22 protein-coding genes, 1 tRNA gene and 4 pseudogenes are annotated in these 24694 nt (G+C 59.7%); 16 read left to right on the top strand and 11 right to left on the bottom strand.

Annotated features, from left to right (window positions below):
• The first annotated feature begins 382 nt into the window (after window positions 1-382).
• From J3A98_RS14715 to cysG, 6 genes are all read left to right on the top strand, one after another.
• The gene (locus tag J3A98_RS14715) at window positions 383-2875 is read left to right on the top strand and encodes a DNA translocase FtsK (protein WP_176682279.1); all 2493 of its coding nucleotides are present in this window, start codon (window positions 383-385) and stop codon (window positions 2873-2875) included.
• A gap of 62 nt (window positions 2876-2937) precedes the next feature.
• Window positions 2938-3561 carry an outer membrane lipoprotein chaperone LolA gene (gene lolA, locus J3A98_RS14710; protein WP_021782156.1) on the top strand — a complete coding sequence of 208 codons (624 nt, stop codon included), beginning with the start codon at window positions 2938-2940 and terminating at the stop codon, window positions 3559-3561.
• A gap of 12 nt (window positions 3562-3573) precedes the next feature.
• Entirely contained in the window at window positions 3574-4899 is a 1326-nt protein-coding gene (locus J3A98_RS14705) for a replication-associated recombination protein A (protein WP_209967037.1), read from the top strand.
• Entirely contained in the window at window positions 4896-5270 is a 375-nt protein-coding gene (gene crcB, locus J3A98_RS14700) for a fluoride efflux transporter CrcB (protein WP_176682282.1), read from the top strand. The genes J3A98_RS14705 and crcB overlap by 4 nt, the downstream gene beginning before the upstream one ends.
• A 30-nt stretch (window positions 5271-5300) precedes the next feature.
• On the top strand, window positions 5301-6581 hold the full coding sequence (gene serS, locus J3A98_RS14695) for a serine--tRNA ligase (protein WP_101196159.1): 1281 nt from the start codon (window positions 5301-5303) through the stop codon (window positions 6579-6581).
• On the top strand, window positions 6582-7973 hold the full coding sequence (gene cysG / locus J3A98_RS14690) for a siroheme synthase CysG (RefSeq protein ID WP_209967035.1): 1392 nt from the start codon (window positions 6582-6584) through the stop codon (window positions 7971-7973). It begins immediately after the preceding gene.
• Window positions 7974-8092: 119 nt separating this feature from the next.
• Here cysG and J3A98_RS14685 read toward each other — a convergent pair whose 3' ends face one another.
• The 7 genes from J3A98_RS14685 to J3A98_RS14655 form a co-directional block, all read right to left on the bottom strand.
• Window positions 8093-9052 (bottom strand): glutathione S-transferase family protein, encoded by a 960-nt coding sequence (locus J3A98_RS14685; protein ID WP_209967033.1) that lies wholly within the window; start codon window positions 9050-9052, stop codon window positions 8093-8095.
• Window positions 9053-9146: 94 nt separating this feature from the next.
• Window positions 9147-10148: a glycosyl transferase family protein gene (locus tag J3A98_RS14680; protein ID WP_209967031.1), complete on the bottom strand. Its 1002-nt coding sequence runs from the start codon at window positions 10146-10148 to the stop codon at window positions 9147-9149.
• Window positions 10145-10480, bottom strand: a complete 336-nt coding sequence (locus J3A98_RS14675) for a TusE/DsrC/DsvC family sulfur relay protein (RefSeq protein ID WP_010954804.1) — start codon at window positions 10478-10480, stop codon at window positions 10145-10147. Before J3A98_RS14675 ends, J3A98_RS14680 begins: the two co-directional genes overlap by 4 nt.
• On the bottom strand, window positions 10477-10773 hold the full coding sequence (gene tusB, locus J3A98_RS14670) for a sulfurtransferase complex subunit TusB (RefSeq protein WP_209967028.1): 297 nt from the start codon (window positions 10771-10773) through the stop codon (window positions 10477-10479). The genes J3A98_RS14675 and tusB overlap by 4 nt, the downstream gene beginning before the upstream one ends.
• Window positions 10773-11132 (bottom strand): sulfurtransferase complex subunit TusC, encoded by a 360-nt coding sequence (tusC, locus tag J3A98_RS14665; protein ID WP_176682287.1) that lies wholly within the window; start codon window positions 11130-11132, stop codon window positions 10773-10775. Before tusC ends, tusB begins: the two co-directional genes overlap by 1 nt.
• Window position 11133: 1 nt before the next feature.
• A complete protein-coding gene (tusD, locus tag J3A98_RS14660; RefSeq protein ID WP_209967026.1) occupies window positions 11134-11526 on the bottom strand; it encodes a sulfurtransferase complex subunit TusD in 393 nt (130 codons plus the stop codon).
• A gap of 95 nt (window positions 11527-11621) precedes the next feature.
• Window positions 11622-13001 (bottom strand): uracil-xanthine permease family protein, encoded by a 1380-nt coding sequence (locus J3A98_RS14655; protein ID WP_003251186.1) that lies wholly within the window; start codon window positions 12999-13001, stop codon window positions 11622-11624.
• On the opposite strand from J3A98_RS14655, the gene J3A98_RS14650 reads away from it, so the two are divergent.
• Complete coding sequence (locus J3A98_RS14650; protein ID WP_176682289.1) at window positions 12992-13144, top strand: hypothetical protein; 153 nt, start codon at window positions 12992-12994, stop codon at window positions 13142-13144. The two genes, J3A98_RS14655 and J3A98_RS14650, sit on opposite strands and share 10 nt — an antisense overlap.
• A gap of 193 nt (window positions 13145-13337) precedes the next feature.
• Here J3A98_RS14650 and J3A98_RS14645 read toward each other — a convergent pair whose 3' ends face one another.
• Window positions 13338-14009: a Bax inhibitor-1/YccA family protein gene (locus J3A98_RS14645; protein WP_176682290.1), complete on the bottom strand. Its 672-nt coding sequence runs from the start codon at window positions 14007-14009 to the stop codon at window positions 13338-13340.
• Between the two features lie 133 nt (window positions 14010-14142).
• Between J3A98_RS14645 and J3A98_RS14640 the strand changes: the two genes are divergently transcribed.
• Window positions 14143-14230: transfer RNA gene (locus J3A98_RS14640), tRNA-Ser, on the top strand.
• A 110-nt stretch (window positions 14231-14340) separates the two neighbouring features.
• Here the strand turns inward: J3A98_RS14640 and J3A98_RS14635 are convergent.
• The gene (locus J3A98_RS14635; RefSeq protein WP_209967024.1) at window positions 14341-14739 is read right to left on the bottom strand and encodes a hypothetical protein; all 399 of its coding nucleotides are present in this window, start codon (window positions 14737-14739) and stop codon (window positions 14341-14343) included.
• A gap of 12 nt (window positions 14740-14751) precedes the next feature.
• On the opposite strand from J3A98_RS14635, the pseudogene J3A98_RS14630 reads away from it, so the two are divergent.
• The 4 genes and pseudogenes from J3A98_RS14630 to J3A98_RS14615 all read left to right on the top strand — a co-directional run.
• Window positions 14752-15599: pseudogene (locus J3A98_RS14630) on the top strand (DNA polymerase V subunit UmuC); the annotation flags it as partial.
• A 176-nt stretch (window positions 15600-15775) separates the two neighbouring features.
• Window positions 15776-16612, top strand: coding sequence for a PhzF family phenazine biosynthesis protein (locus J3A98_RS14625; RefSeq protein WP_209967022.1), 837 nt, complete (start codon window positions 15776-15778; stop codon window positions 16610-16612).
• Between the two features lie 60 nt (window positions 16613-16672).
• Window positions 16673-17524: pseudogene (locus tag J3A98_RS14620) on the top strand (transposase); the annotation flags it as partial.
• Window positions 17525-17709: 185 nt separating this feature from the next.
• Entirely contained in the window at window positions 17710-18291 is a 582-nt protein-coding gene (locus J3A98_RS14615; protein WP_209967020.1) for an MliC family protein, read from the top strand.
• Window positions 18292-18494: 203 nt separating this feature from the next.
• On the opposite strand, the pseudogene J3A98_RS14610 reads toward J3A98_RS14615, so the two are convergent.
• Window positions 18495-18779, bottom strand: a pseudogene (locus tag J3A98_RS14610) (transposase); the annotation flags it as partial.
• Window positions 18780-18793: 14 nt separating this feature from the next.
• Between J3A98_RS14610 and J3A98_RS14605 the strand changes: the two are divergent.
• The 3 genes from J3A98_RS14605 (at window position 18794) to J3A98_RS14595 (ending at window position 21493) form a co-directional block, all read left to right on the top strand.
• A complete protein-coding gene (locus tag J3A98_RS14605) occupies window positions 18794-19984 on the top strand; it encodes an NAD(P)/FAD-dependent oxidoreductase (RefSeq protein WP_209967018.1) in 1191 nt (396 codons plus the stop codon).
• 37 nt (window positions 19985-20021) lie between these two features.
• Window positions 20022-20375, top strand: coding sequence for a RidA family protein (locus J3A98_RS14600; protein ID WP_176682303.1), 354 nt, complete (start codon window positions 20022-20024; stop codon window positions 20373-20375).
• 665 nt (window positions 20376-21040) lie between these two features.
• Window positions 21041-21493 carry a PACE efflux transporter gene (locus tag J3A98_RS14595; RefSeq protein ID WP_209967016.1) on the top strand — a complete coding sequence of 151 codons (453 nt, stop codon included), beginning with the start codon at window positions 21041-21043 and terminating at the stop codon, window positions 21491-21493.
• Window positions 21494-21930: 437 nt separating this feature from the next.
• Here J3A98_RS14595 and J3A98_RS26970 read toward each other — a convergent pair.
• A pseudogene (locus J3A98_RS26970) lies at window positions 21931-22046 on the bottom strand (single-stranded DNA-binding protein); the annotation flags it as partial.
• 206 nt (window positions 22047-22252) lie between these two features.
• On the opposite strand from J3A98_RS26970, the gene J3A98_RS14585 reads away from it, so the two are divergent.
• Window positions 22253-24469, top strand: coding sequence for a TonB-dependent siderophore receptor (locus J3A98_RS14585; protein WP_209967013.1), 2217 nt, complete (start codon window positions 22253-22255; stop codon window positions 24467-24469).
• Window positions 24470-24694 lie beyond the last annotated feature (225 nt).

Genomic DNA, 24694 nt, shown 5'->3' with positions numbered 1-24694 from the left:
GTGGGGGAGGGGAGAGGGCAGCATGGCTTGGGTCAAAAGCGGGGTCAATCTCTTTGGGTGCCTCAACGCCGGAGCGGTCCCCTGCACAAGGCTACCCCTACAGAGGGGCACGGCAATTTAGGCAATTTCCTACACATTCATCAAACCGCAGGCACCATCGGCTACATTTGCTGTCACACCTGTGCAAAAACACAGCATAAGCCTTTGTCACGAAAGAAAATGCGTGCTCAAATTGCAGCTATACGAATTCGCCTCCGGCCAAACCCCCATACGGCGTGCCGCCATGGCGGCTGGCGGGCAGTAATGTTAAAAGTAGTGGTTCGTTGGTCGCGCAGCGGCCGATCACTATTGGACGCGCACCACGCGCAGGAATAGACGCGTTTTGAAGAAATCCACCGCAACTCCAGCTCCATTGCCTGTGCCACTGTGGCGGCAGCAGCTGCATTATCGCCTCAAGGAAGGTGCGTTGATCGCTGTCGGCGCCCTGTGCCTGTACCTGTGGATGGCGCTGCTGACCTACGACACCTCGGACCCGGGCTTCAGCCACACCAGCAACGTCGACCAGGTGCAGAATGCAGCCGGGCGTGCCGGTGCCTACTTCGCCGACATCCTGTTCATGGTGCTGGGTTACTTCGCCTATATTTTCCCGCTGCTGCTGGCGGTCAAGACCTGGCAGATTTTCCGCGAACGCCACCAGCCGTGGGATTGGAGCGGCTGGCTGTTCTCATGGCGGCTGATTGGCCTGGTGTTCCTGGTGCTGTCTGGGGCGGCGTTGGCGCATATCCACTTTCACCCGTCAGCCGGCCTGCCGTTCTCCGCCGGTGGTGCGCTGGGCGAAAGCCTGGGTGACCTGGCGCGCAATCTGCTGAACGTGCAGGGCAGCACGCTGATGTTCATTGCCCTGTTCCTGTTCGGCCTGACCGTCTTCACCGACCTGTCGTGGTTCAAGGTGATGGACCTGACCGGCAAGATCACCCTCGACCTGTGCGAGCTGGTGCAAGGGGCTGCCACCCGCTGGTGGGAAGCGCGCAACGAGCGCAAGCGCCTTGAGGCGCAACTGCGCGAGGACGAACCGGTGTTCAAGGCCGCGCCGATGGCTGCCGAGAAGCGCGAGCCGGCCAAGCCTTCGCTGCGCGAGCGCATCCTCAAGCGTGAAGAAAAAACCGCCCAGCCGGTTGAGCCGACCCTTGCACGCGAACCGATTGTACCGCCGCGTGAAACGGCGTCTGAGGCATTGGCGCCGCGTGAAACCGTGGTGCCCCGCCAGCAGCACCCAGCGCCCACCATTGTGCCGCCGTCAGCCGCCAGGGCGCCGGAGCCGAGCAAGCGGGCGATGAAGGAAAAGCAGGCGCCGCTGTTCGTCGACAGCGCCGTGGAGGGCACCTTGCCTTCGATTTCCATTCTCGACCCGGCTGAACAGAAGAAGATCGAGTATTCGCCAGAATCCCTGGCCGGCGTCGGCCAGTTGCTGGAAATCAAGCTCAAGGAGTTCGGTGTGGAAGTGGCGGTGGATTCGATCCACCCCGGCCCGGTGATTACCCGTTACGAAATCCAGCCGGCCGCAGGCGTGAAGGTCAGCCGCATCGCCAACCTGGCCAAGGACCTGGCGCGTTCGCTGGCCGTGACCAGTGTGCGAGTGGTCGAGGTCATCCCTGGCAAGACCACAGTGGGTATCGAGATACCCAACGAAAACCGCCAGATGGTGCGCTTCTCCGAAGTGCTGGCCACGTCGCAGTATGACGAGCAGAAATCGCCCGTCACGTTGGCGCTGGGCCATGATATCGGCGGCAAGCCGGTGATCACCGACCTGGCCAAGATGCCCCACCTGTTGGTGGCCGGTACGACCGGTTCCGGTAAGTCGGTGGGTGTGAACGCGATGATTTTGTCGATCCTGTTCAAGTCCAGCCCGGAAGACGCGCGGCTGATCATGATCGACCCGAAAATGCTTGAATTGTCGATCTACGAAGGCATTCCGCACCTGCTGTGCCCGGTGGTCACCGACATGAAGGACGCCGCCAATGCCCTGCGCTGGAGCGTGGCCGAGATGGAGCGGCGCTACAAACTCATGGCGGCCATGGGCGTGCGTAACCTGGCCGGTTTCAATCGCAAGATCAAGGACGCCCAGGAGGCTGGCGAAATCATCCATGACCCGCTGTATCGCCGTGAGAGCATGGACGATGAGCCGCCTGCGTTGAAAACCCTGCCGACCATCGTGGTGGTGGTGGACGAATTCGCCGACATGATGATGATCGTCGGCAAGAAGGTCGAGGAACTGATCGCCCGTATCGCGCAGAAGGCACGGGCGGCCGGTATTCATCTGATCCTCGCCACCCAGCGCCCGTCGGTGGACGTGATCACCGGCCTGATCAAGGCCAACATCCCGACCCGTATGGCGTTCCAGGTGTCGAGCAAGATCGACTCGCGTACCATCATCGACCAGGGCGGTGCCGAGCAGTTGCTGGGCCATGGCGACATGCTGTACATGCCGCCGGGCACCAGCCTGCCGATCCGTGTACACGGCGCATTCGTGTCCGACGACGAAGTGCACCGCACGGTAGAGGCGTGGAAGCTGCGTGGCGCCCCGGACTACAACGACGATATCCTCAACGGCGTCGAAGAAGCCGGTAGCGGCTTTGATGGCGGCGGCGGTGGTGGCGACGGTGACGATGCCGAAACCGACGCTCTGTATGATGAAGCGGTGCAATTCGTGCTCGAGAGCCGTCGTGCCTCCATTTCTGCCGTGCAACGCAAGCTGAAGATCGGCTACAACCGTGCCGCGCGCATGATCGAGTCGATGGAGATGGCCGGCGTTGTCACCCCGATGAACAGCAACGGCTCGCGGGAAGTGATAGCCCCGGGCGGCCCGCGCGACTGATGAACACCCTGCCGGGCGCCAACGGTGGCGCCCGGCCTTTTCAACGCTCAATGAGGATTCCCATGCGCGCGATTCGCATGCTGTTGGTTTCTGCCCTGACCCTGGGCTCGGTTACTGCTTATGCCGGTGAGCAAGACGTACAACGCCTGACCCAGTTGCTGGAAAAGTCGCAGACCATCGAGGCCAACTTCTCCCAGCTGACCCTGGGCGCCGATGGCGTCAGCCTGCAGGAAACCTCGGGCAAGATGACGGTCAAGCGCCCAGGCCTGTTCTACTGGCATACCGATGCGCCGCAGGAGCAAGTGGTGGTGTCGGATGGCAAGAACGTCACCCTGTGGGACCCGGACCTGGAGCAGGCCACCATCAAGAAGCTCGACGTGCGCCTGAACCAGACCCCAGCCCTGCTGTTGTCCGGTGACGTGTCGAAGATCAGCCAGAGCTTTGACATCGCGTCCAAGGAACAGGGCGAAGTGATGGACTTCACCCTCAAGCCAAAGACCAAGGACACCCTGTTCGACTCGCTGCGCGTGTCGTTCCGCAAAGGCCTGATCAATGACATGCAACTGATCGACAGCGTCGGCCAGCGCACCAACATCCTGTTCAATGGCGTCAAGGCCAACCAGGCGGTGCCGGACAGCAAGTTCAAGTTCGACATCCCCAAGGGCGCGGACGTGATCAAGGAGTAACCAGAGCTCGCCATGGACCTGTTTCGAAGCGAACCCGTCGCCCAGCCTCTGGCCGCCCGCCTGCGCCCGTCCAGCCTGGATGAGTACGTCGGCCAGGAGCACCTGCTGGCGCGCGGCAAACCGCTGCGCGAGGCCCTGGAACAAGGCGCGCTGCACTCGATGATCTTCTGGGGGCCGCCCGGGGTCGGCAAGACCACGCTGGCGCGGTTGCTGGCGCAGTTCTGTGATGCGCACTTCGAAACGGTGTCGGCAGTGCTGGCCGGGGTGAAAGAGATCCGCCAGGCGGTGGAGGTGGCCAAACAGCAGGCTGGCCAGTATGGCCGTCGCACCATCCTGTTCGTTGACGAAGTGCACCGCTTCAACAAGTCGCAGCAGGACGCCTTTTTGCCCTATGTGGAAGACGGCACCCTGCTGTTCATCGGCGCCACCACCGAGAACCCGTCGTTCGAGCTGAACAATGCGCTGCTGTCGCGGGCGCGGGTGTATGTGCTCAAGAGCCTGGACGAAGCGGCCCTGCGCAAGCTGGTCAACCGTGCGCTGACAGAAGAGCGTGGCCTGGGCAAGCGTAACCTGCGGGTGGGCGACGACGCCTTCAAGATGCTGATGGCCGCCGCCGACGGCGATGGCCGGCGCATGCTCAACTTCCTCGAGAACGCCTCGGACCTGGCTGAAGACGGCAGCGAGATCGACGTCGAGATGCTGCAGAGCCTGCTGGGTGACAGTCGCCGCCGGTTCGACAAGGGCGGCGAGGCGTTCTACGACCAGATATCCGCGCTGCACAAGTCGGTGCGCGGCTCCAGCCCCGATGGCGCCCTGTACTGGTTTGCACGCATGCTCGACGGCGGCTGCGATCCGTTGTACATCGCTCGCCGTGTGGTGCGCATGGCCAGCGAGGACATCGGCAACGCCGACCCGCGTGCGCTTAGCCTGTGCCTGGCAGCCTGGGATGTGCAGGAGCGCCTTGGCAGTCCCGAGGGCGAGTTGGCGGTGGCCCAGGCCATCACCTACCTGGCCTGTGCGCCCAAGAGCAACGCGGTGTACGTGGGCTTCAAGACTGCCCTGCGCGAAGCGGCCGAGCATGGTTCGCTGGAGGTGCCGTTGCACCTGCGCAATGCCCCGACCAAACTGATGAAGCAGTTGGGCTATGGCGACGAGTACCGCTATGCCCACGATGAACCCGACGCCTACGCTGCTGGTGAGGATTACTTCCCCGACGAGATGGAGCCACGCCAGTACTATCAGCCGGTGCCCCGTGGCCTGGAGCTGAAAATTGGCGAGAAGCTGCGCCACCTGGCCGATCTCGACCGCAACAGCCCCCGCCAGCGGAGAAAATCATGATTGCACTTATCGCCGCGGTCAGCGCGGGTGGTATCGCCGGTACCTTGTTGCGCTTTGCTACCACCAACTGGGTGGCGGCCCACTGGCCACGGCACTTCTATGTCGGTACGCTGGCGGTCAACCTGGTTGGCTGCCTGCTGATCGGCTTGCTCTATGGCCTGTTCTTGCACAAGCCGCTGGCGCCGGTTGAGTTGCGCGCCAGCCTGATTGTCGGCTTTCTCGGTGGCCTGACGACCTTTTCCTCCTTCTCGCTCGATACCGTGCGCCTGATGGAAAGCGGGCAAGTGCCCCTTGCCTTGGGCTATACCAGTATCAGCGTGGTGGGCGGGCTGCTCGCAACCTGGGCTGGCTTGTCCCTGACCCGATTCTGAACCAACACCTACACATAACGAGAGAACGATATGCTCGATTCCAAACTGTTACGCGGCCAACTTCAGGAAGTGGCGGACCGCCTGGCCTCCCGTGGCTTCAGCCTGGATGTCGCGCGCATCGAATCACTGGAAGAGCGCCGCAAGGCGGTGCAGACCCGCACCGAACAACTGCAGGCTGAGCGTAACGCCCGTTCCAAGTCCATCGGCCAGGCCAAGGCCAAGGGCGAAGACATCGCCCCGCTGATGGCTGACGTCGAGCGCATGGCCAACGAACTGACTGCCGGCAAGGCCGAGCTGGACGCCATTCAGGCCGAGCTGGATGGCATCCTGTTGACCATTCCCAACCTGCCGGACGCCAGCGTACCGGTCGGTGCCAGCGAGGACGACAACGTCGAAGTGCGCCGTTGGGGCACGCCGAAGGCGTTCGACTTCGAAATCAAGGACCATGTGGCCCTTGGTGAAATCAGCGGTGGCCTGGACTTCGAAGCGGCTGCCAAGCTGTCCGGCGCCCGTTTTGCTGTGCTGCGTGGTCCGGTTGCCCGTCTGCATCGCGCCCTGGCGCAGTTCATGATCAACCTGCACACCGGCGAACATGGCTACGAGGAACACTACACCCCGTACATGGTGCAGGCCCCGGCGCTGCAGGGTACCGGCCAGTTGCCGAAGTTCGAGGAAGACCTGTTCAAGATCACCCGTGAAGGTGAGGCAGACTTCTACCTGATCCCGACCGCCGAAGTGTCGCTGACCAACCTGGTGGCGGGTGAAATCCTCGACGCCAAGCAGTTGCCGCTGAAACTGGTTGCCCACACCCCATGCTTCCGCAGCGAAGCCGGCGCGTCCGGCCGTGACACCCGCGGCATGATCCGCCAGCACCAGTTCGACAAAGTCGAGATGGTGCAGGTGGTAGAGCCGGCCAAGTCGATGGAAGCCCTGGAAGGCCTGACTGCCAACGCCGAGCGTGTGCTGCAGTTGCTTGAGCTGCCATATCGCGTGCTGGCCCTGTGCACTGGCGACATGGGCTTTGGTGCGGTGAAAACCTACGACCTGGAAGTGTGGGTGCCAAGCCAGGACAAGTACCGCGAAATCAGCTCGTGCTCCAACTGTGGTGACTTCCAGGCGCGCCGCATGCAGGCTCGCTGGCGCAACCCGGAAACCGGCAAGCCAGAGCTGGTACACACGCTCAACGGCTCCGGCCTGGCCGTAGGCCGTACCCTGGTTGCTGTGCTGGAAAACTACCAGCAGGCCGACGGTTCGATCCTGGTGCCGGAAGTGCTGAAACCGTACATGGGCGGCGTCGAGGTCATCCGCTAAATGGATTACCTGCCGCTGTTCCACAAGCTACAGGGCGGCCGTGTGCTGGTCGTCGGTGGCGGTGAGATCGCCTTGCGCAAGGCGCGCCTGCTGGCCGATGCCGGCGGCGTGCTGCGCGTGGTGGCGCCGGACGTCGACGGCCAGTTGGCCGCGTTGGCCCGGGAAGGTGGCGGTGAGGTGCTGGTGCGTGGCTATCGGGCTGCTGACCTGGTCGGTTGCCGGCTGGTGATCGCGGCGACTGACGACCCTGGGCTGAATGCTCAGGTGTCGGCCGATGCGCAGGCCCTTAGCCTGCCGGTCAATGTGGTGGATGCGCCGGCCTTGTGTACGGTGATCTTCCCGGCGATCGTGGATCGTTCGCCGCTGGTAATTGCTGTTTCCAGCGGCGGTGACGCCCCGGTACTGGCGCGCCTGATTCGAGCCAAGCTCGAGGCGTGGATCCCTTCGGCCTATGGTGAGTTGGCCGGGCTGGCGGCACGCTTCCGGCACAAGGTCAAATCCCTGTACCCGGACGTCAACCAGCGTCGAGGCTTCTGGGAGACCGTATTCCAGGGGCCGATCGCCGAGCGTCAGCTGGCCGGGCAGGGTGCTGAAGCCGAACGTCTGTTGCAGGCGATGGTAGACGGCGCACCGGTGCAGCAGGGTGGTGAGGTGTATTTGGTTGGTGCAGGCCCGGGTGATCCGGACTTGCTGACCTTCCGTGCCTTGCGCCTGATGCAGCAGGCCGACGTGGTGCTGTACGACCGCCTGGTTGCGCCCGCCATCATCGATATGTGTCGTCGTGATGCCGAGCGCATCTATGTAGGCAAGCGCCGCGCTGACCATTCTGTGCCGCAGGACCAGATCAACCGCCTGTTGGTCGACCTGGCCCGGCAGGGCAAGCGGGTGCTGCGCCTGAAGGGTGGCGACCCGTTCATCTTCGGTCGGGGCGGCGAAGAGATCGAAGAGCTGGCCGAGCATGGCATTCCGTTCCAGGTGGTGCCGGGTATTACTGCGGCCAGCGGCTGCTCCGCGTATGGCGGCATTCCGCTGACTCACCGTGATTACGCCCAATCGGTACGCTTCGTCACCGGGCACCTCAAGGATGGCACCAGCAACCTGCCGTGGAATGACCTGGTGGCGCCGGCGCAGACCTTGGTGTTCTACATGGGGTTGGTGGGCTTGCCGACCATCTGTGCCGAGCTGATTCGCCATGGGCGTGCCGCGAGCACCCCGGCGGCGTTGGTGCAGCAGGGGACCACGCGTAATCAGCGAGTGTTCACCGGTACCTTGGCGGACCTGCCAGACCTGGTGGCCCAGCATGAGGTGCATGCGCCGACCCTGGTGATTGTGGGGGAGGTGGTGCAGTTGCGTGACAAGCTGGCCTGGTTCGAAGGTTCACAGAACAGCTGAAATCGTTGGGGCCGCTTTGCGGCCCATTGCAACACGAGTCCGCTCCCACATGTCCCAGGCATTGCACGGTCCTTGTGGAGCCTTGTGTCGCGAAGGGCTGCAAAGCAGCCCCGGCTTTCTCAAGCCTGCCAAATCCCTTTGCCCACCAACCGCTCTCGATCATGCGGCAAACCAAAGTCCTGCAAAGGCCCTTTAGGCACAATCCCGTTCGGGTTGATGGTCTTGTGGCTCATGTAATAGTGCTTCTGGATATGCTCCATGTTCACCGTACCCGCCACCCCAGGCCACTGGTACAGCTCACGCAGCCAGCTCGACAGGTTATGGTAGTCGCTCAGGCGGCGCAGGTTGCACTTGAAGTGCCCGTGGTACACCGCATCGAAGCGCACCAATGTAGTGAACAGGCGTACATCAGCCTCGGTCAGGTACTCACCCGCCAGGTAGCGATTGCGACCTAGCAAGGCTTCCAGGTAATCCAGCTCGTTGAACACATCGTCAAAGGCAGCCTCGTAAGCGTCTTGCGTGGTGGCAAAGCCTGCGCGGTACACACCGTTGTTCACCGCTGGGTAGATACGCTCGTTCAGTGCTTCGATAGTCGGGCGCAGCGATGCGGGGTAAAGGTCCAGGGTATTGCCAGTCAGCTCGTTGAACGCGCTGTTGAATATGCGGATGATTTCTGCAGACTCATTGTTGACAATGCGCTTCTCTTTCTTGTCCCACAGCACTGGTACCGTCACGCGCCCCGTATAGTGCGGGTCATCCTGCGTATAGCGTTGGTGCAGGTACTGCAGGGCGTCGAGGTGGTCCCCGCTGGAGCCTTGCTGTTGGTCGAAGGTCCAGCCATGGTCCTGCATCAGCCAACTGACCACCGACACGTCGATCAATGGCTCCAGGCCTTTCAGCGCACGAACGATCAGGGTGCGGTGGGCCCATGGGCAGGCCAGCGACACGTACAGGTGGTAGCGGCCTGCCTCGGGGGCGGGCAGCTGATTGCGGCGCTGGGCGTTCTCTCGCTTGAACGTGCCGTCCTTGCCGTTTTCATACCACTGGTCGTGCCAGCGACCGTCGATCAATAGGCCCATGGTGAGCTCCTGAAACAAAGTTGTTTGTCGTTGGAGCCCAGTCTAGGGAAAAACGTTCGAAGAAATAGCGCAAAGATCGGGGTTCTATTATCGGCTAAATCGATTTGTTTCGAGCATTCCAGTAGTCTTGCGCTGTACCGAACGCCTGCTCGCGGTGTTGTCCCAGGCCACGCAGGGCCAGGGCCATGGTCGCGATCAGAGCCTTCTCGCCATAACTGTCTTCCACTTCGCCGCGCCAGAACGCCAGCAAGTGTTCTGCCTGCAGGCTGGGCGGCTTGACATGGCGGCGTTCGCTCAGCGCTGGCCACTCTTCATCCCACGCCTCACCCGCCGTGGTGCCGTAGAGATGGCTGATGACATCGGGATTGACCTCGATTTCGCCGCCATCACCCTTGATCACCACGGCATGGTCGCCCAGCAAGCGGCTGGCCTCGCGGTGCACTGCCTGGTAACCGGGGTGAAAGATGCTCTGCAATCCACAGCGAGCGCCCAGCGGGTTAAGCACTCGAGCCAGCGAGTGGATGGGCGAGCGCAGGCCCAGGGTATTGCGCAGGTCGATCATGCGTTGCAGTTGCGGCGCCCAGTCGTGCAGCGGGAAGAATGCCAGTCGATGCTGGTCCAGCGCGTTGCCGACCGCGGCCCAGTCGCGGCACAGCGGAATCTGCAGCAGGCCGAGCAGTTGCTCTGTGTACATACGCCCGGCAGTGTGTGCGCCACCGCCGTGCATCAGGATGCGCACGCCGTTGTTGGCCAGGCATTTGGCGGCCAGCAGGTACCAGGGCAGGTGACGCTTCTTGCCGGCGTAAGTGGGCCAGTCCAGGTCAACGACGATGCGCGGCGCCTGCAGGTGGGCGCGTAGGGCCTCGGTGAAACCGGCCAGTTCTTCGGCGCTTTCTTCCTTGTGCCGCAGCAGCATGAGGAAGGCACCGAGCTGGGTGTCTTCGACCTTGCCTTCCAGCAGCAGGGTCATGGCTGCGCGGGCCTCTTCGCGGGTCAGGCCACGCGCGCCGCGCTTGCCTTTGCCGAGAATGCGCACGAATTCGGCGAACGGGTGTTCGGCGGGGGTTTCCAGAGTGAGCGGACGAGGTTCGGTCATATGCAGTTGGTCGGCTTGGGCAGGCCCGCCAGCTTGGCGGCAAGTTTGGCGGGGGTGCCGTTGAACAGGCGGTTCAGGTGCGGGCTGTTGCCCTTTTCAGGGCCCAGCTTGAGGGCCGTGTACTTGATCAGCGGGCGCGTGGCCGGAGACAGCTGGTATTCCTGGTAGAACTGACGGAGCAGTTCGAGGATTTCCCAGTGGTCTGCCGTCAACGGGATACCTTCGCGCTTGGCCAGCGCCTCGGCGGCGTCGTGGGACCAATCTTGCAGGTCGACCAGGAAGCCATCCTTGTCCAGGGCGATCACCTGATCGCCAACGGTGAGCGTATTCATAGCCAGCTGTTGACCTTGTCGTATTTCAGCGACAGTTCGACGAACCCGGCGTAGTCCACGGCCTTTGCCAGGTCGTTGCCGACCGCGCGGGCCTGTACATCCTCGTTTAGGGCGAACAGGCGCTGGGCCAGGCCGGCGGCTTGCAGATGGCCGTGCGGCTCGCTGCCGCTGCGCAGGGCATACACGGCATCGCCGCACAGCAGCAGGGCATCTTCGGCACCGAGCAGGCGCAGGCAACTGGCCAGGCGCTCGTCACCAAACGGGGAATGGGCAATTACATGCAGGGTCTTCATCAGAGCGTTATCACCTGGTCGAAACGGGCTATCAGCGCGGCCAGCGCTGCGTCATCGAGCACTTGCACCGGCAGCGCCAGGGTATGGGCTGCCAGGCCACGACGGGCCAGGCTGTGGTTGCAGGCGAACAGCTCTTCGACACCGAACATCGGCAGCGCCTGCAGGTTGGCAGCCAGGTTCTTCTGTTGCACGGCGGCGGGTTGCTGGTCCGGCGCGAGCTGGAACACACCATCGTCGAGGAACAGCATGCCCAACGGCAGGTCGAACGCGCCGCCGGCCAGGGCGATGTCCAGCGCCTCGCGTGCAGAGGGGCCATTCCACGGTGCCTGACGGCTGATAATCAACAAGGACTTGGCCATATCAGTCGCCTCCGAAGCAGACAAGGCGATCGGCCAGTTGCGCGGCCTCGTGCAGTTGGCCCAGCCCCGACAGTTCCCAGGGCTTGGGCAGGTTCACGGCCGGGCGCTGGTAGCGGTTGGCCTCGGCTTCGTCGAGCACGCCACGGCGCAGGGCGGCGGCGATACACACCACGGCGTCCAGCTGATGGGTCTGTATGAATGTGCGCCACTGGCCAGCCACGTCCAGTTCGTCCTGGGGAGCGACCACGTTGGCCGAGGCACTGTGCACCCCGTCCTGATAGAAGAACAGCCGGGCAATCTCATGCCCGCCGGCCAGCACTGCCTCGGCGAAACGCAGGGCGCGCCGCGAAGAGGGCACGTGGGCCGGGGAGAACACCGCGATAGCGAATTTCATGGCTAACTCATGCAAAGGAATGGTGCCATGATAAAGCAAAAAAGCCCGCGCTCGCTTGTGCAAGCGGGCGCGGGCTACTCATTCAGTCTCAAGGTTCAAGCCTGCTCCTTGCCCTCCGGCAAGAACCAGTTCAGCACCAGCGCACAAATCCCCCCGGTAGCCACACCCGACTCCAGCACATTGCGAATCGCCGCTGGCATGTGCGCCAGGAATTCCGGCACCTGTGCCACACCCAGGCCCAGTGCCAACGACACGGCGATGATCAGCAGGGCACGACGGTCCAGCCGAGTGCTGGCCAGAATATTGATCCCCGACGCCGCAACCGCGCCAAACATGACCATCGCCGCGCCGCCCAGCACTGGCTCCGGCACAGCCTGAATCACCCCGGCAACACTCGGGAACAGCCCCAGCAACACCAGCATCACGGCAATCCACATACCGATATGGCGGCTGGCGATACCGGTCAGCTGAATCACCCCGTTGTTCTGGGCAAAGATCGAGCTAGGGAAGGTGTTGAACAGACCGGCCAGCAGTGAGTTGGCGCCGTTGACCAGCACGCCCCCCTTGATCCGCTGCATCCACACCGGCCCTTCGACCGGCTGGCGCGACACCTTGCTGGTGGCGGTAACGTCACCGATGGCTTCCAGCGAAGTGACCAGGTAAATCACCAGCATCGGAATGAACAGCGCCCACGAGAAGCCCAAGCCAAAGTGCAGTGGTGTCGGCACCTGGAACAGCGCGGCCTCGTGCATGCCGGTAAAGTCCAGACGGCCCAGGAATCCGGCCAGCGCATAGCCGACCGCGAGGGCGATGACGATGGCGCAGCTGCGCATCCACACCACCGGGATACGGTTGAGAACGACGATGATCGCCAGTACCACGCCGGACATCAGCAGGTTTTCGCCATTGGCAAAGGTGCCATTGGCCATGGCCCCAAAACCACCGCCCATGCTGATCAGGCCGACCTTGATCAGCGTCAGGCCGATCATCAACACCACGATGCCAGTCACTAGCGGGGTGATCAGGCGTTTGACGAAGGGCAGGATGCGCGACACGCCCATCTCGACGAACGAGCCTGCGATTACTACGCCAAAAATGGCTGCCATTACGCCCTCTACCGGCGTGCCTTGCTTGACCATCAGCGCACCACCGGCAATCAGCGGGCCGACGAAGTTGAAGCTGGTGCCCTGAACGATCAGCAGCCCCGCGCCAAATGGGCCGAAGCGCTTGCACTGGACGAAGGTGGCGATACCCGAGATCACCAGCGACATTGAAACGATCAAATTGGTATCACGTGCAGATACACCCAACGCCTGGCAGATCAGCAGGCCAGGGGTGACGATCGGCACGATGATTGCCAGCAAGTGCTGCAGGGCTGCCAGCAGGCCGATCAACAGCCGTGGCTTGTCCTCCAGACCAAGCACCAGTTCATTGGCAGGCGCCGCTGCGCCTGGGCTGTGTTCGTGTGAGCTCATTGCTGAAAGCTGCCCCGGAAGAAAAAAGGAGCGCATTCTACGGGGTGATGATGGATAGCGGTAGAGAAAAGCAGGATGTCGGCATGATCGACGACCATTTGCCTGCTTATCTGACTTTTTGGTCAGTTATTGCGATTGGCTGAGGGGGGCAGGTGCAGTTACAGGCATATCTCGCTTGAAACTGATGTGGAGCGGGCTTGCTCGCGATGCGCCGCGTGGGCGGCGCTCGATCTATCAGGGGCTGAACCTGTTCCGATGAACGTCCCGCAGCCCAACCCATTTCCAGCGCCTACAAAAAAGCCCGCCGAAGCGGGCTTCTTGCGGCACGGCAATCTATCAGTCATCACGACCCATGAGGCCGAACAACTGCAGCAGGCTGACAAACAGGTTGTAGATCGACACATACAGGCTGATGGTCGCCATGATGTAGTTGCGCTCGCCACCATGAATGATCGCGCTGGTCTGGAACAGGATGCAGACCGACGAGAACAGCACGAATCCAGCGCTGATTGCCAGTTGCAGGCCGCTGATCTGGAAGAAGAAGCTGGCAACGACAGCACCCAGCAGGACGAAGAAACCAGCAGTGATGAAGCCGCTCAGGAAGCTCATGTCCTTGCGGGTGATCAACACGTAGGCCGACAGACCACCAAATACCAGCGCAGTCATGGCAAAGGCGGAGCTGACCACCTCGGCACCACCGGCCATGCCGAGGTAACGGTTGAGGATCGGGCCAAGGATGAAGCCCATGAAACCGGTGAGCGCGAAGGTGGACACCAGGCCCCAGGCCGAATCACGCAGCTTGTTGGTAAGGAAGAACAGCCCGTAGAAGCCGATCAGCACCACGAACACGTTCGGGTAGCCGACGCGCATCTGCTGGGCAACGAAAGCCATGACGCCGCTGAAGGCGAGGGTAAGCGCCAGCAGGCTGTATGTGTTGCGCAGGACCTTGCTGATCTCCTGCTGCTCGACCTGCTGGCCGTGGTGGACGGCGTAATCCTGTTCGCGCATGGCGACACTCCTTGGTAAACCTGTGGTTTCGGACGTTCAGATGCTAGGAGTCTATCAGAGCTCCTGCAACCCGCGACACAGAGAGTTTGACAGCGTGTTTCATTAAGGTATTATGGCGGCCGCAAAACGAGCTGGAAGCGTGGCCGAGTGGTTTAAGGCAACGGTCTTGAAAACCGTCGATGGGCAACTATCCTAGAGTTCGAATCTCTACGCTTCCGCCATATTCAAAGCCCTGATCATTCAGGGCTTTTTGCGTTTCTGGGGCATAGAAAATCTACCCATGGGAGCACCCTTGGGGATGGTTTATTTCGGAAGCGCTTCCGATACTTCCTTACCTGGTAGGCTTTGCCAAGGCACCGACTCGGCGATAAACCCGCTCGGTTATGTCGCCCTTGGTGTGGCCTAGAAGTACGCTGGCGTGGTCGACATCGACGATTTCGGACGCAGCGCTTGGTCGGATGTCGCGGAACTGGAATTGGCTGATACGACCAGCCAGCACTTGGTCTCCGGCGGCTACGGTTTCCTTCACTGCTTCCTCCCGGGCGTCGTCCCAACGATGGCGTAGCATGGCTGCCGTAACACGTTTTGCCTTCTCGGTCAGCAGCAGGTAAGGCGATCCGTACTGCGCGTTGCGCGCCAGTATCTTTCGGATCAAGGCGCCAAGGCCGCTTTCAACCCCATCCGCCTCAAGCATGATCCTCAGCTTCTTTTGGAGCTTCTTCTGTTTCACGCCGAGGGCCTTGAGCGTGTCATGTCGCAGATCGAGTCGATGGTGCCTGCTACCGAGATCTACAGCATCGGCGAGTGCTTCGCTTATCTGTCCGGTATTCAGGAAAACCTGACCCAATTCGGGCGAAAGCTGAGGTCCAGGATCTTCCAGTGCACCGGCATACCTGTGGGGGGCGGGATCGCCGGGACAAAAAACTTGGCCAAGCTGGCCAATCACACGGCCAAGCGCCTGCAGGCCCAGACCGGCGGCGTGGTCGATATCACCGATCCGTTCAAGCGGGATTGGGTGCTGCGCAACACCGAAGTGAAAGCGGTGTGGGGCGTTGCCCGGCGGATGACTGCCCACCTTGAAGCGATGGGCATTCACACGGCGATGGATCTGGCCAAGGCTGATGCCAGGGCTCTGCGACGGCAGTTTAGTGTGGTGATAGAGAAGACTGCCCGCGAACTGGCTTGAACGCCTTGCCTGGAGCTGGACGAGGCCGAGCCCCCGAAGCAGGAAATCTGCTGCATCCGGATGTTCGGCATGCGCCTGACCGAGTTGGCACCGATCAAGCAGGCAGTGGCCACCTACGTTGGTCACGCAGCAGAAAAGCTCCGTGCCCGGGGATCGGTTTGCAAGCGCATGCGCGTCAGCATCCACACCGGTATGTTCAACCCCGACTAGGCCCATCACGCCCAAGGGGCGTTGGTAGCGCTGCCGTACCCAACCTGCGCACGCTGCTGATGACCAGGTTGGCTACCGACGCGGTTGGCCGGATCTTCAGGCATGGGTTTCGATACAGCAAGGCTGAGGTGCTGTTAATGGATCTGCGGCAGCCAGGCGAATTCACAGAGGATTTGTTCGCGCTCAAGCAGCCGGTGGTATCGACCCAAGCGCCTGTCGCGAGCAGCAGCAATCGGCCAGAAGCAGTCAGTCATGCATGGCGACTTTCGACTCGAAGAAGGCGCTCAAAAGCCTGTAAAACCCGATTTCGCAAGCGTGCCGCCTGGCATATCCTTACTCGTTTCCCCGCAGTATCGACAAAGGAGGCTACATGCCGATTTCGTTACTATTCGAGCAAGTTGATGTTTTCTCCGAACAATCCTTCAAAGGTAACGCCGTTGCTGTCGTAATTGGTGCCGATGACCTGACCAGCCAACAAATGCGTGACTTTGCGGCCTGGACACAGCTTAGCGAGACAACCTTTCTGCTGAAGCCAAGCTCTCCAGAAGCACATTACCGCGTACGAATTTTCACCCCGCTACGAGAGCTCCCCTTTGCCGGGCATCCAACACTGGGAAGCTGTCATGTATGGCTAAATCAAAGTGCCGGCAATACCGATAAAGAGATTATCCAGGAGTGCTTGGCTGGCCTGATCCGTATTCGGCGCAATGGTGCTTGTCTGGCGTTTGCGGCGCCCCCCCTATTACGGAGCGGGGCGTTAGAGGACGCTACGCTGCGGCAGATTGAGAGCGGGTTAGGTCTAACCCCTGAACGCATCCTTGCCAGTCAGTGGGTCGATAACGGCCCTGGCTGGGTTGCCGTACTGTTGGCGTCGCGTGATGACGTTTTGGCGATTCGTCCGGACTACACGAAACTCAATGGACTCAATGTAGGAGTGGTCGCGCCTTGGCAAGGTTCTCATGCGGACGCAGATGTCGAAGTGCGCGCCTTTATGGGTGAAGAGTTGAATGAAGACCCTGTGACCGGAAGTCTCAATGCGAGCCTGGCGCAATGGCTGATTTCTACTGGGGTCATGCCTGACCACTACACTGCGAGCCAAGGCACTGTATTAGGTCGTCGAGGCCGGATAAAAATTGAGAAGCTCGGAAGTGATATCTGGGTCGGAGGTGAAGTTCAACCGGGTATGTCGGGACGGGTAACGTTCTAACTACTACAGCGTCATGTGTCCATTCCCCTTTGCCTTGCCAGCTTAGGCCGCTGTCCGGTATTGGCCGATAGCCGTGGTAAAGCCATTCGCAGCGTCTGCCGGCAATTCGTAGTGCTTTGCCGTAACCTCAATCTCTTCACCCAGTCGATCATCGCCATTGACGGCAGCAAATTCAAAGCCGTGAATAAGCGCGATCGCAACTTCACCCAGGGCAAGATCAAGGCGCGCATGCAGCAGATCGAGCAGAGCATTGACCGCTATCTTGCAGCGATGGATTCGGCGGATCGGGCAGCGCCCGAGGTCGCCGAATCCAAGGCTGAACGGCTGAGCGAAAAAATAGAAAAGCTGAAACAGCAGATGATGAAGCTCAAGGACATTGAAGCGCAGCTTCACGCCAGCCCAGATCAGCAAATCGCTCTTACCGATCCTGATGCACGCTCAATGGCCACGAGCGGCCGAGGTACTGGCACGGTTGGCTACAACGTACAAACAGCAGTCGATGACAAACACCATCTGATCATTGTCCATGAAGTCACCAATGTTGGAAATGACCGAACGCAGCTGAGCAATATGGCGAACCAGGCACGCGAAGAGATCGGCGCGGAGTCGCTGACAGTGGTAGCCGACCGAGGCTATTACAAAGGTCCGGAAATCCTTGCTTGGGAGCAAGCCGGGATCACCACTTTTGTACCGAAGCCGCTGACATCAAGCAGCGAAGCGGAAGGCCGATTCGGCAAGCAGGACTTCATCTACATCGCTGCATCGGCTGAATACCGATGCCCTGCGGATCAACTACTGACCCGCAGGCATTCTTCGGTGGAAGACGACATGTTGCTGCACTCCTGCTGGTTCTCTGGCTGCCAGAGTTGTTCCATGCAGAAGCAGTGTACGACGGGTAAGGAACGCCGGTTAGCTTCTTTCGCTACTCGACCTACTTACTTGCGTTTTCACACAGCCTGGACCCAAAGTGGCCCTTCGCAAAGTACCGCGATCGGCCAACGGCAGTAATGAGCCGCCGAGGAAAGCTAGGCCACCCTCCACGTTATTCAAAAGAGTTAGACTGAGCCCAGTATTTTTAATCGCTAATGGTGGTTCCCATGAAACACTGGCTTCCTCTGCTGCTCACTCTGCCTCTGTCGCACACCCAAGCTGCGGGACCTGCCTTCAACTGCACTCAGGTCGTGGCCGGCAGCATCGAACAACAAATCTGCCAGAGCGAGTCGCTCTCGGCACTAGACCGGCAAATGGCCGAGGTCTATACGGCCGCGCAGCAGAAGGCCGGCAATGAACATCCGCCGGTGCTCAAGGCCGAGCAACGGGGCTGGATCAAGGGCCGCAACGATTGCTGGAAAAGCGCGGACCAGCCTACCTGCATCGCCGACAGCTATCGCCTGCGCATCGCCGAACTGCAGGCGCGCTACCGGCTGGTCGAGGCCAACGGCCCGGTGTTCTACCAGTGTGACGGCAACCCGGCCAAGGAAGTGGTTGCCAGCTTCTTCCGCACCGAGCCGCCCACGGCCATCGTCGAGTTCGGTGACCGCAGTTCGCTGATGTACCTAGAACAGACGGCAAGCGGCGCGCGCTACCAGGGACAAAATGAGAGTTTATGGGAGCACCATGGCGAGGCCATCGTAGTGTGGGGCTATCAGGGGCCGGAAATGCGCTGTACAGCGCGTTGAAAGCCATCTGGAGGGAGCCTATGCACCGATTTCTATCACACAGCCTGCTGACCAGCAGTCTGGTGCTGTCGTAAACCACCCAGGCCGCCAACAATGCGGAGGCGGAACTACGCCGACTGCAGGATGAAACCCGAGAGAACCCGCGAAGCCAGTCGCAATTTCTGTGGTGTTTCGCAAGTAACGCTCATATTTTTCGGCCTAGCAGCCTCGGCTGCACGGCCGACGCTCGCCAAGATGTGATCGGCCTTTCGATGCCAGCGAAAGGGGCGGCGGTTGGCGTTATGAGTGGACAGGTAGTACTCAATAGACTCCTCTAGATCTTTCACGCTGGTATGTGCCTGGCGCTTGATCCATTTCTCGCTCAGTGTCGAGAAGACGCGCTCCACCAGATTCAACCAAAATGCCGAAGTAGGCGTGAAATGCACCGGGTAGCGCGGATACGCTGCCAGCCACGCTTTTACTTTGTCAGTCTTGTGTGTCGCGTAGTCGCATGCTCTGTGCGATGCGCGAACAGACGGGGGCCGATTACTCATTCAAGGTGCTCGAATATGCCCAACTCAAAGCTCTGGTACCCGAGATCGGCCCGCGTGTGGCCGCCGCGACTTCGGCCTGCCAGCATGGTCTGGATGTCGCCCTGCTTGACGAACAAGCCGTCCCGGGTGGGCAGATCGGCGGCCAGAGTCGCACCTTGCGTGCGGCGAAAATCTTGCTGGCCACCGGCGCACAGGAGCGGCCGGTCCCCTTCCCGGGCTGGACCCTACCCGGCGTGATGTTGCTGTTGATTGCCTGGCAACTGCACAAAGCTGGCGGGCCGATCAGCGCAGTGCTGGATACCACGCCGTCAGCCAACTACTTCAAGGCACTGCGCCATGGGGTCGGGGCGCTCCGGGGCTGGCGCATGCTGCTCAAGGGGCTGGGCTATCTACTCTCGCTGCGCAAGGCTGGGATCAAGATGCGCAGCGGGGTGACGCAGCTGCGCGCCTACGCCGACAGCAGCGGCCGCCTGGCGCAAGTGCACTTTCAGCATCAGGGCCGTAGCCAGTTGATTAAGTGCCAGTCACTCATGGTGCATCAGGGCGTGGTGCCCAATGTCCAGTTGACCTGCGTGATGGATGCGCGACATTCATGGCACGAACAACAGCAATGCTGGCATCCGCAGATCGATGCCTGGGGCGAAACTTCGATCAACGGTGTTTTCGTCGCCGGCGACTCAGCGGGGATAGGTGGCGCATTAGCTGCAGAGCACTTCGGGCGCCTGACGGCCTGTCAAGTTGCCTGCCAACTGGGACGCCTCTCCAGCACTGAACGGGACAGGTTGGCACGGCCGGTGCGCCAGACCCTGGGCGGGTTGATGGCTATCAGGCCGTTTCTGGATGTGCTTTACCAACCGGCAGCCGAATTTCTGCGGCCGGCTGATGACACAATCGTCTGTCGTTGCGAGGAGGTCAGTGCCGGCGATATCCGCCGCTTCGTGGGGGGTGGCTGTAGCGGTCCGAATCAGACCAAGGCTTTTAGTCGTGCGGGCATGGGGCTCTGTCAGGGCCGCATGTGTGGCCTTACTTTGGCGCAGATCATTGCCGCCGAGCGCAATGTCGACATCGAGCAAGTGGGGTATTACACCATCCGTGCGCCGATCAAGCTGCTTTCCCTGGGGGAGCTGGCTTCGCTTGTGAGCCGTGGGGGCAAGCAGTAGCCTGTCATTTCAACATGAAACTTCAATAGGAGAAGTGATGAGCATTAGCCGATATGAAACAGCCGCGCGCATGAGCCGAGTCGTGGTTCATAACCAGACTGCCTACTTATGCGGCCAGGTCGCAGAGGACCGTAGCGCCGGCATCGCCGAGCAGACACGCACCATGCTGGCTAAGGTCGATGCGCTGCTGGAGTCGGTCGGCAGCAACCGTGAGCAGTTGCTGTCGGCCACCATCTACCTGAAGGATATGAGCCTGTTTGCCGAAATGAACAGTGTATGGGACAGCTGGGTGCCGTCAGGCTTCGCCCCTGCGCGTGCCTGTGTCGAGGCTAAGATGGCCAGCCCAGAGTTGCTGGTAGAAATCTCGGTGATTGCAGCCATTCCTCAGTAGTTTCATCTGCTGCGCGCTGGCTCTTATTCACTTACTGCCTGCTCAGCTTTCAGAGTAAGACCGCGGCGGACACAGTAAGAAAACCGGTTGACCTGTTATGAGGAGGGGCTGTATTACCAGTCAGCCCCTGTTTCTATAGACCATTTCGAATGATCTATCCTGGCCGTTAGTTGCCCTTCGTGAAGGGCAGCAGTCGGTCTAAATGGGTATTTTTATTATCGTTCAAGTCCTTGCTTAAGTTTTGGAGCATGCCTAAGAAGCGAGAGGGAGTCACAGGTTCTATCTTGTAATGATTTATCTGCTGAGCAAGATTCTAAGCCAGCTCCAGGATTTGGAGTTGCGCTGAAGAATGATGAATGCATGGCGCGAAATAAAATTAACCTAAGTTATAAGGTTTCTCGTTGTGATGCTTAAGGACTCCTTGGAGAAAGTCCGGTTTCGAGCTGGGTGAGTTATTTCTTTCATCATCCTGAAGCGCCATCACAAACTATGAGCATTGATATAACCCCTGTTGGCGAGCTTTAAGCGCTTTGACAGTTGCTGGCGGATCTGGTAAAAATGGAGCTTCGAAAGCTTATCTCTCAATCGGCCCGGAAGGCTGATCGATTATCGAAATAATCTAAGATAGGGGGTCCGCCACAAAGTCCATCAAGGAATGTCTGACTATGGCTCTAAAACCTTGGCAGCGTCGTGTTTTTTATGTGAGTTTGTACGAATGTTTCGCGATTGCATTTTCTTCTTTTATATTGGCCTACTTAGCCGGCGGTAAGCCAATTGAATCGACGCCAGTCGCAATATGTATTTCTGTCATCGCCACAACTTGGAATTTTGTCTACAACACCGCATTTGAATACTGGGAGTCTCGACAGCTTATCAAAGCCCGCAGCTTGTTAAGGCGAGCTACCCAGGCGATTGGCTTCGAGGTTGGTTTGATATGCTTCATAATCCCGGTGTACATGTGGTGGTACCAGATTAGCTTCTATAATGCCATTCGAATGGAAATCGCCATTCTGGTGTTTTTCTTAGTCTATTCTTTCTCTTTCAGCTGGTTGTTTGACCGTCTGTTCGGTTTGCCGGTCAGCGCACGTTCGTTAACGGCGAGTTCTACTGAAAATTAGACATGTATGACTATTGGCGAGCTCTGAAAGCACAAAAATCGATTCCAAAACTGAAACGGCGACCTTTGGATTTTGCGGCCTGTAGTTGTGCCGTTTCGCCAATGTTTTGGAAGCGATTTTGCCGTGCAGTCCACATAGGGCGTGGATTTGTACCACGGTCTTGAAACCGTCGATGGGCAACTATCCTAGAGTTCGAATCTCTACGCTTCCGCCATACAAGTGCTTGATTTCATTGATGTTCGCAGCCGCTTGACCCTCAAATGGGAGCGTTTTGGGAACACTTTGGGAATGACAGGCAGAAGAAAGGGGCCCTTGCGGCCCCCTTTATTGGGTTCAGGCCCGCCTGAGCGCCTGGTTCATCCCCCGCATCCCGGCCGTCCTGGCTGACTCACTTCGCGCAATGCTTGAAGATCATTGCCGTCGAGGTATGCCCCATTGCCCTCGATGTGGCATTGGGCGCCTTTGCGCAGAGACTCGCCGACGATCTCGGCGACCTTCCCGAGCAGCGATACGCGGTGCCACTGGTGTGCTCGACCTTCTCGCCTGAGCGCTTGAACCTGAGTGGAGCAGTAGATCTCACGCGCTTTGGCAACTGTCGCCGCGGACGGTGGAATCCCTCAACCCTCAAAGAACCCTGCTCCCAAGAGGGGCGATGGGGAAGGGCTGCCATCACGAAGATGATATTAATTATCACATGCGGATGATTTTCATGTAGATTCCTGCGCCAAGGATTTTTCATGAACAAGGAGTCAGCCCGCGATGCCCCCGTCGATCAACCCTTCCATGACACTCACTCTCGGCCTGTGTGCTTCCGTCTTCTGCCCGTTTTCGCTGGCTGAGGCAGAAACCAAATCCGAGGACAGTGTGCTGGAGCTTGGTTCCACTGATGTGGTCGCTACCAGCTTGGGTAGTACCACTGAGAACAGTGGCTCCTACACTACCGGGAGCATGAGCGCAGCCACGCGCTTGAATCTCTCGATCAAGGAAACACCCCAATCGGTCTCGGTGATATCCCGGCAGCAGCTGGACGATTTCCAGCTCAACACGCTGTCCGAGGCCATGGCCCATGTGACGGGGGTAACGGTTCAGCGAAATGACTCGGAGCGACCTAGCTACTACTCACGTGGTTACGCGATCAATAATTTCCAGATCGATGGAATGCTCAATACGTTCTCGGGGCTTAAGTCCGACTCGGATACCATCATCTACGATCGAATTGAGGTCGTTCGCGGAGCCACTGGACTGACGACAGGCGCTGGTGATCCCTCGGGCACTATCGCAATGGTGCGCAAGCGGCCAACGCATGAGCTGGCGGTCAAGAGCGGTGTCAGTGGGGGCAGCTACGACAACTACTACACCTACCTGGATGTCGGCGGCCCATTAGGCTGGGAGGGGCGGCTGCGCGGTCGCACAGTGTTGGCGTATCGCGACAACAAGTCGTTCATGAATAAATATGCCACCCAGCGTGAGGTGGCGTATGGCGTGCTCGAAGCCGACCTGACCGACAGCACGGTCCTGGCGGTGGGATATGACTATCAGAACAAGCACGTCCAAGGTTCCTCATGGGGTACGGTGCCTTTCTGGAATGCCGATGGCAGTAAAGCCAATCTCCCACGCTCGACCAACCTCAGCGCCCCATGGTCCTCCTGGCCATTGAAAGACCAGACGGTATTCGCAACCCTTGATCAGCGCCTGGGTAACGACTGGCTGATGAAAGTGGCCTACACCCATCGGCAAACCGACAGTGACGGCAAGGTGTACTACGGAGGTAATGGTTTCCCGGAGGCTGATCGCAGTGGCATGCGGGCCTGGTACGCGCATTTTGGTGGGGAGGAGAAGATGGATGCGATCGACTTCAACCTCGCTGGCCCCTTCCAATTGATGGGGCGCAGTCATGACTTCATGATCGGCTACGGCGAGTCAGAACGGCGCAATAGTGAGCCATATCGCCTTGGTCTTCCAGTGCCCCAAGACTACAACAAGATTCCTGACTGGAAGTACATGGGGTCTATCCCCAAGTTCTATGACATCGATACCGGACTGGACAGTTCGCGCTCCTACACCCGTCAGAAAGCGGGTTACATCGCAACACGGCTGAACCCGACAGACCGCCTTCACTTCGTGGTTGGCAGCCGCTACGGCAGTTGGGAAACGGAGCGTCGGGAATGGGACTATGACGACGCCCTGAATGTCGCCGGTCAGTCCACTACCAAGCAGACGCAAAACGATCAGTGGACACCCTACGCTGGTGTGCTCTTTGACCTGAATGACCAGTTCACCGCCTATGTCAGTTATACCGACATTTTTAACCCGCAGACCGTGAGAGACGTCAACAAGCAGTACATCGAACCTATCGTTGGCAAAGTCTATGAGGTAGGTCTCAAGGGCAGTATGTTCGAAGAAAGGCTGAACCTGAGTACTGCCGTGTTCCGCAGTAAACAGGATAACGTGGCGGAACAGGATGACTCGGTGCCGCCCAATGGCAATGAAGTTTTCTACAAAAGCGGCGGTAAAGGTGTAGTCGTTGAAGGTTTCGAAGCTGAAGTCGCGGGCGAGGTGATGACCGATTGGCAGATGAGCCTGGGTTACAGCTACACCCATGCCGCCACAGCCGAGAAAAAGCGAAAGAATACCGAGCAGCCATTGAACCTTGTGCGCTTCTCCAGCACCTACAAGATGAACCCGGCATTGACCGTTGGGGCGAGCCTGGATTGGCAGAGCGACAACTTCAAAATGGCCAACCGCCCAGTGGGGCGCGATGGTGACAGGATCATCACTGCCAAAGACAAGATCGGCCAGAAGGCGTTCTCGGTGGTTGGGCTGATGGCACGCTATCAAATCGATGAACACCTGTCAGCGTCGGTTAACGTGAAGAATCTGTTCGATGAGCATTACTACAACAACGTTGGATTCTACAACGGCGTTTACCAAGGTGAGCCACGGACAATGATGGTCAGCCTGGACTGGAAGTTGTAAGGCTTTGGTGCCGCCGGGCGTGCCGCCTGATGCCTTCGCACGTAGGCGCCTGACAGGGCTCATCGAATGATGGGCCTTTCTCATCTCTACTCAATCGCTTGAAATTGGGACGGTACCATCGTTCCGCACTCCTTCCTCTAATGGGTGATGCAAGCCAAGTCCCGGTGGGCTTGTTGCGCAGATTGCCCACCTTTTTGACCCGCGCCTCCTAAGCGCGGAGGGCAT

This window comes from Pseudomonas sp. BP6, from assembly GCF_017875935.1.
Lineage (GTDB): Bacteria > Pseudomonadota > Gammaproteobacteria > Pseudomonadales > Pseudomonadaceae > Aquipseudomonas > Aquipseudomonas putida_Y.
The sequence above is the reverse complement of the archived record's forward strand: the minus strand, read 5'-3'. Positions and strand labels throughout refer to the sequence as shown.

Excerpts from the sequence above, each read along its gene's own strand:
- lolA (WP_021782156.1), top strand. The coding sequence starts at position 2,938 with ATGCGCGCGATTCGCATGCTGTTGGTTTCTGCCCTGACCCTGGGCTCG.
- J3A98_RS14705 (WP_209967037.1), top strand. The coding sequence starts at position 3,574 with ATGGACCTGTTTCGAAGCGAACCCGTCGCCCAGCCTCTGGCCGCCCGC.
- crcB (WP_176682282.1), top strand. The coding sequence starts at position 4,896 with ATGATTGCACTTATCGCCGCGGTCAGCGCGGGTGGTATCGCCGGTACC.
- serS (WP_101196159.1), top strand. The coding sequence starts at position 5,301 with ATGCTCGATTCCAAACTGTTACGCGGCCAACTTCAGGAAGTGGCGGAC.
- cysG (WP_209967035.1), top strand. The coding sequence starts at position 6,582 with ATGGATTACCTGCCGCTGTTCCACAAGCTACAGGGCGGCCGTGTGCTG.
- J3A98_RS14685 (WP_209967033.1), bottom strand. The coding sequence starts at position 9,052 with ATGGGCCTATTGATCGACGGTCGCTGGCACGACCAGTGGTATGAAAAC.
- J3A98_RS14680 (WP_209967031.1), bottom strand. The coding sequence starts at position 10,148 with ATGACCGAACCTCGTCCGCTCACTCTGGAAACCCCCGCCGAACACCCG.
- J3A98_RS14675 (WP_010954804.1), bottom strand. The coding sequence starts at position 10,480 with ATGAATACGCTCACCGTTGGCGATCAGGTGATCGCCCTGGACAAGGAT.
- tusB (WP_209967028.1), bottom strand. The coding sequence starts at position 10,773 with ATGAAGACCCTGCATGTAATTGCCCATTCCCCGTTTGGTGACGAGCGC.
- tusC (WP_176682287.1), bottom strand. The coding sequence starts at position 11,132 with ATGGCCAAGTCCTTGTTGATTATCAGCCGTCAGGCACCGTGGAATGGC.
- tusD (WP_209967026.1), bottom strand. The coding sequence starts at position 11,526 with ATGAAATTCGCTATCGCGGTGTTCTCCCCGGCCCACGTGCCCTCTTCG.
- J3A98_RS14655 (WP_003251186.1), bottom strand. The coding sequence starts at position 13,001 with ATGAGCTCACACGAACACAGCCCAGGCGCAGCGGCGCCTGCCAATGAA.
- J3A98_RS14645 (WP_176682290.1), bottom strand. The coding sequence starts at position 14,009 with ATGCGCGAACAGGATTACGCCGTCCACCACGGCCAGCAGGTCGAGCAG.
- J3A98_RS14625 (WP_209967022.1), top strand. The coding sequence starts at position 15,776 with ATGCCGATTTCGTTACTATTCGAGCAAGTTGATGTTTTCTCCGAACAA.
- J3A98_RS14615 (WP_209967020.1), top strand. The coding sequence starts at position 17,710 with ATGAAACACTGGCTTCCTCTGCTGCTCACTCTGCCTCTGTCGCACACC.
- J3A98_RS14605 (WP_209967018.1), top strand. The coding sequence starts at position 18,794 with ATGCGCGAACAGACGGGGGCCGATTACTCATTCAAGGTGCTCGAATAT.
- J3A98_RS14600 (WP_176682303.1), top strand. The coding sequence starts at position 20,022 with ATGAGCATTAGCCGATATGAAACAGCCGCGCGCATGAGCCGAGTCGTG.
- J3A98_RS14595 (WP_209967016.1), top strand. The coding sequence starts at position 21,041 with ATGGCTCTAAAACCTTGGCAGCGTCGTGTTTTTTATGTGAGTTTGTAC.
- J3A98_RS14585 (WP_209967013.1), top strand. The coding sequence starts at position 22,253 with ATGCCCCCGTCGATCAACCCTTCCATGACACTCACTCTCGGCCTGTGT.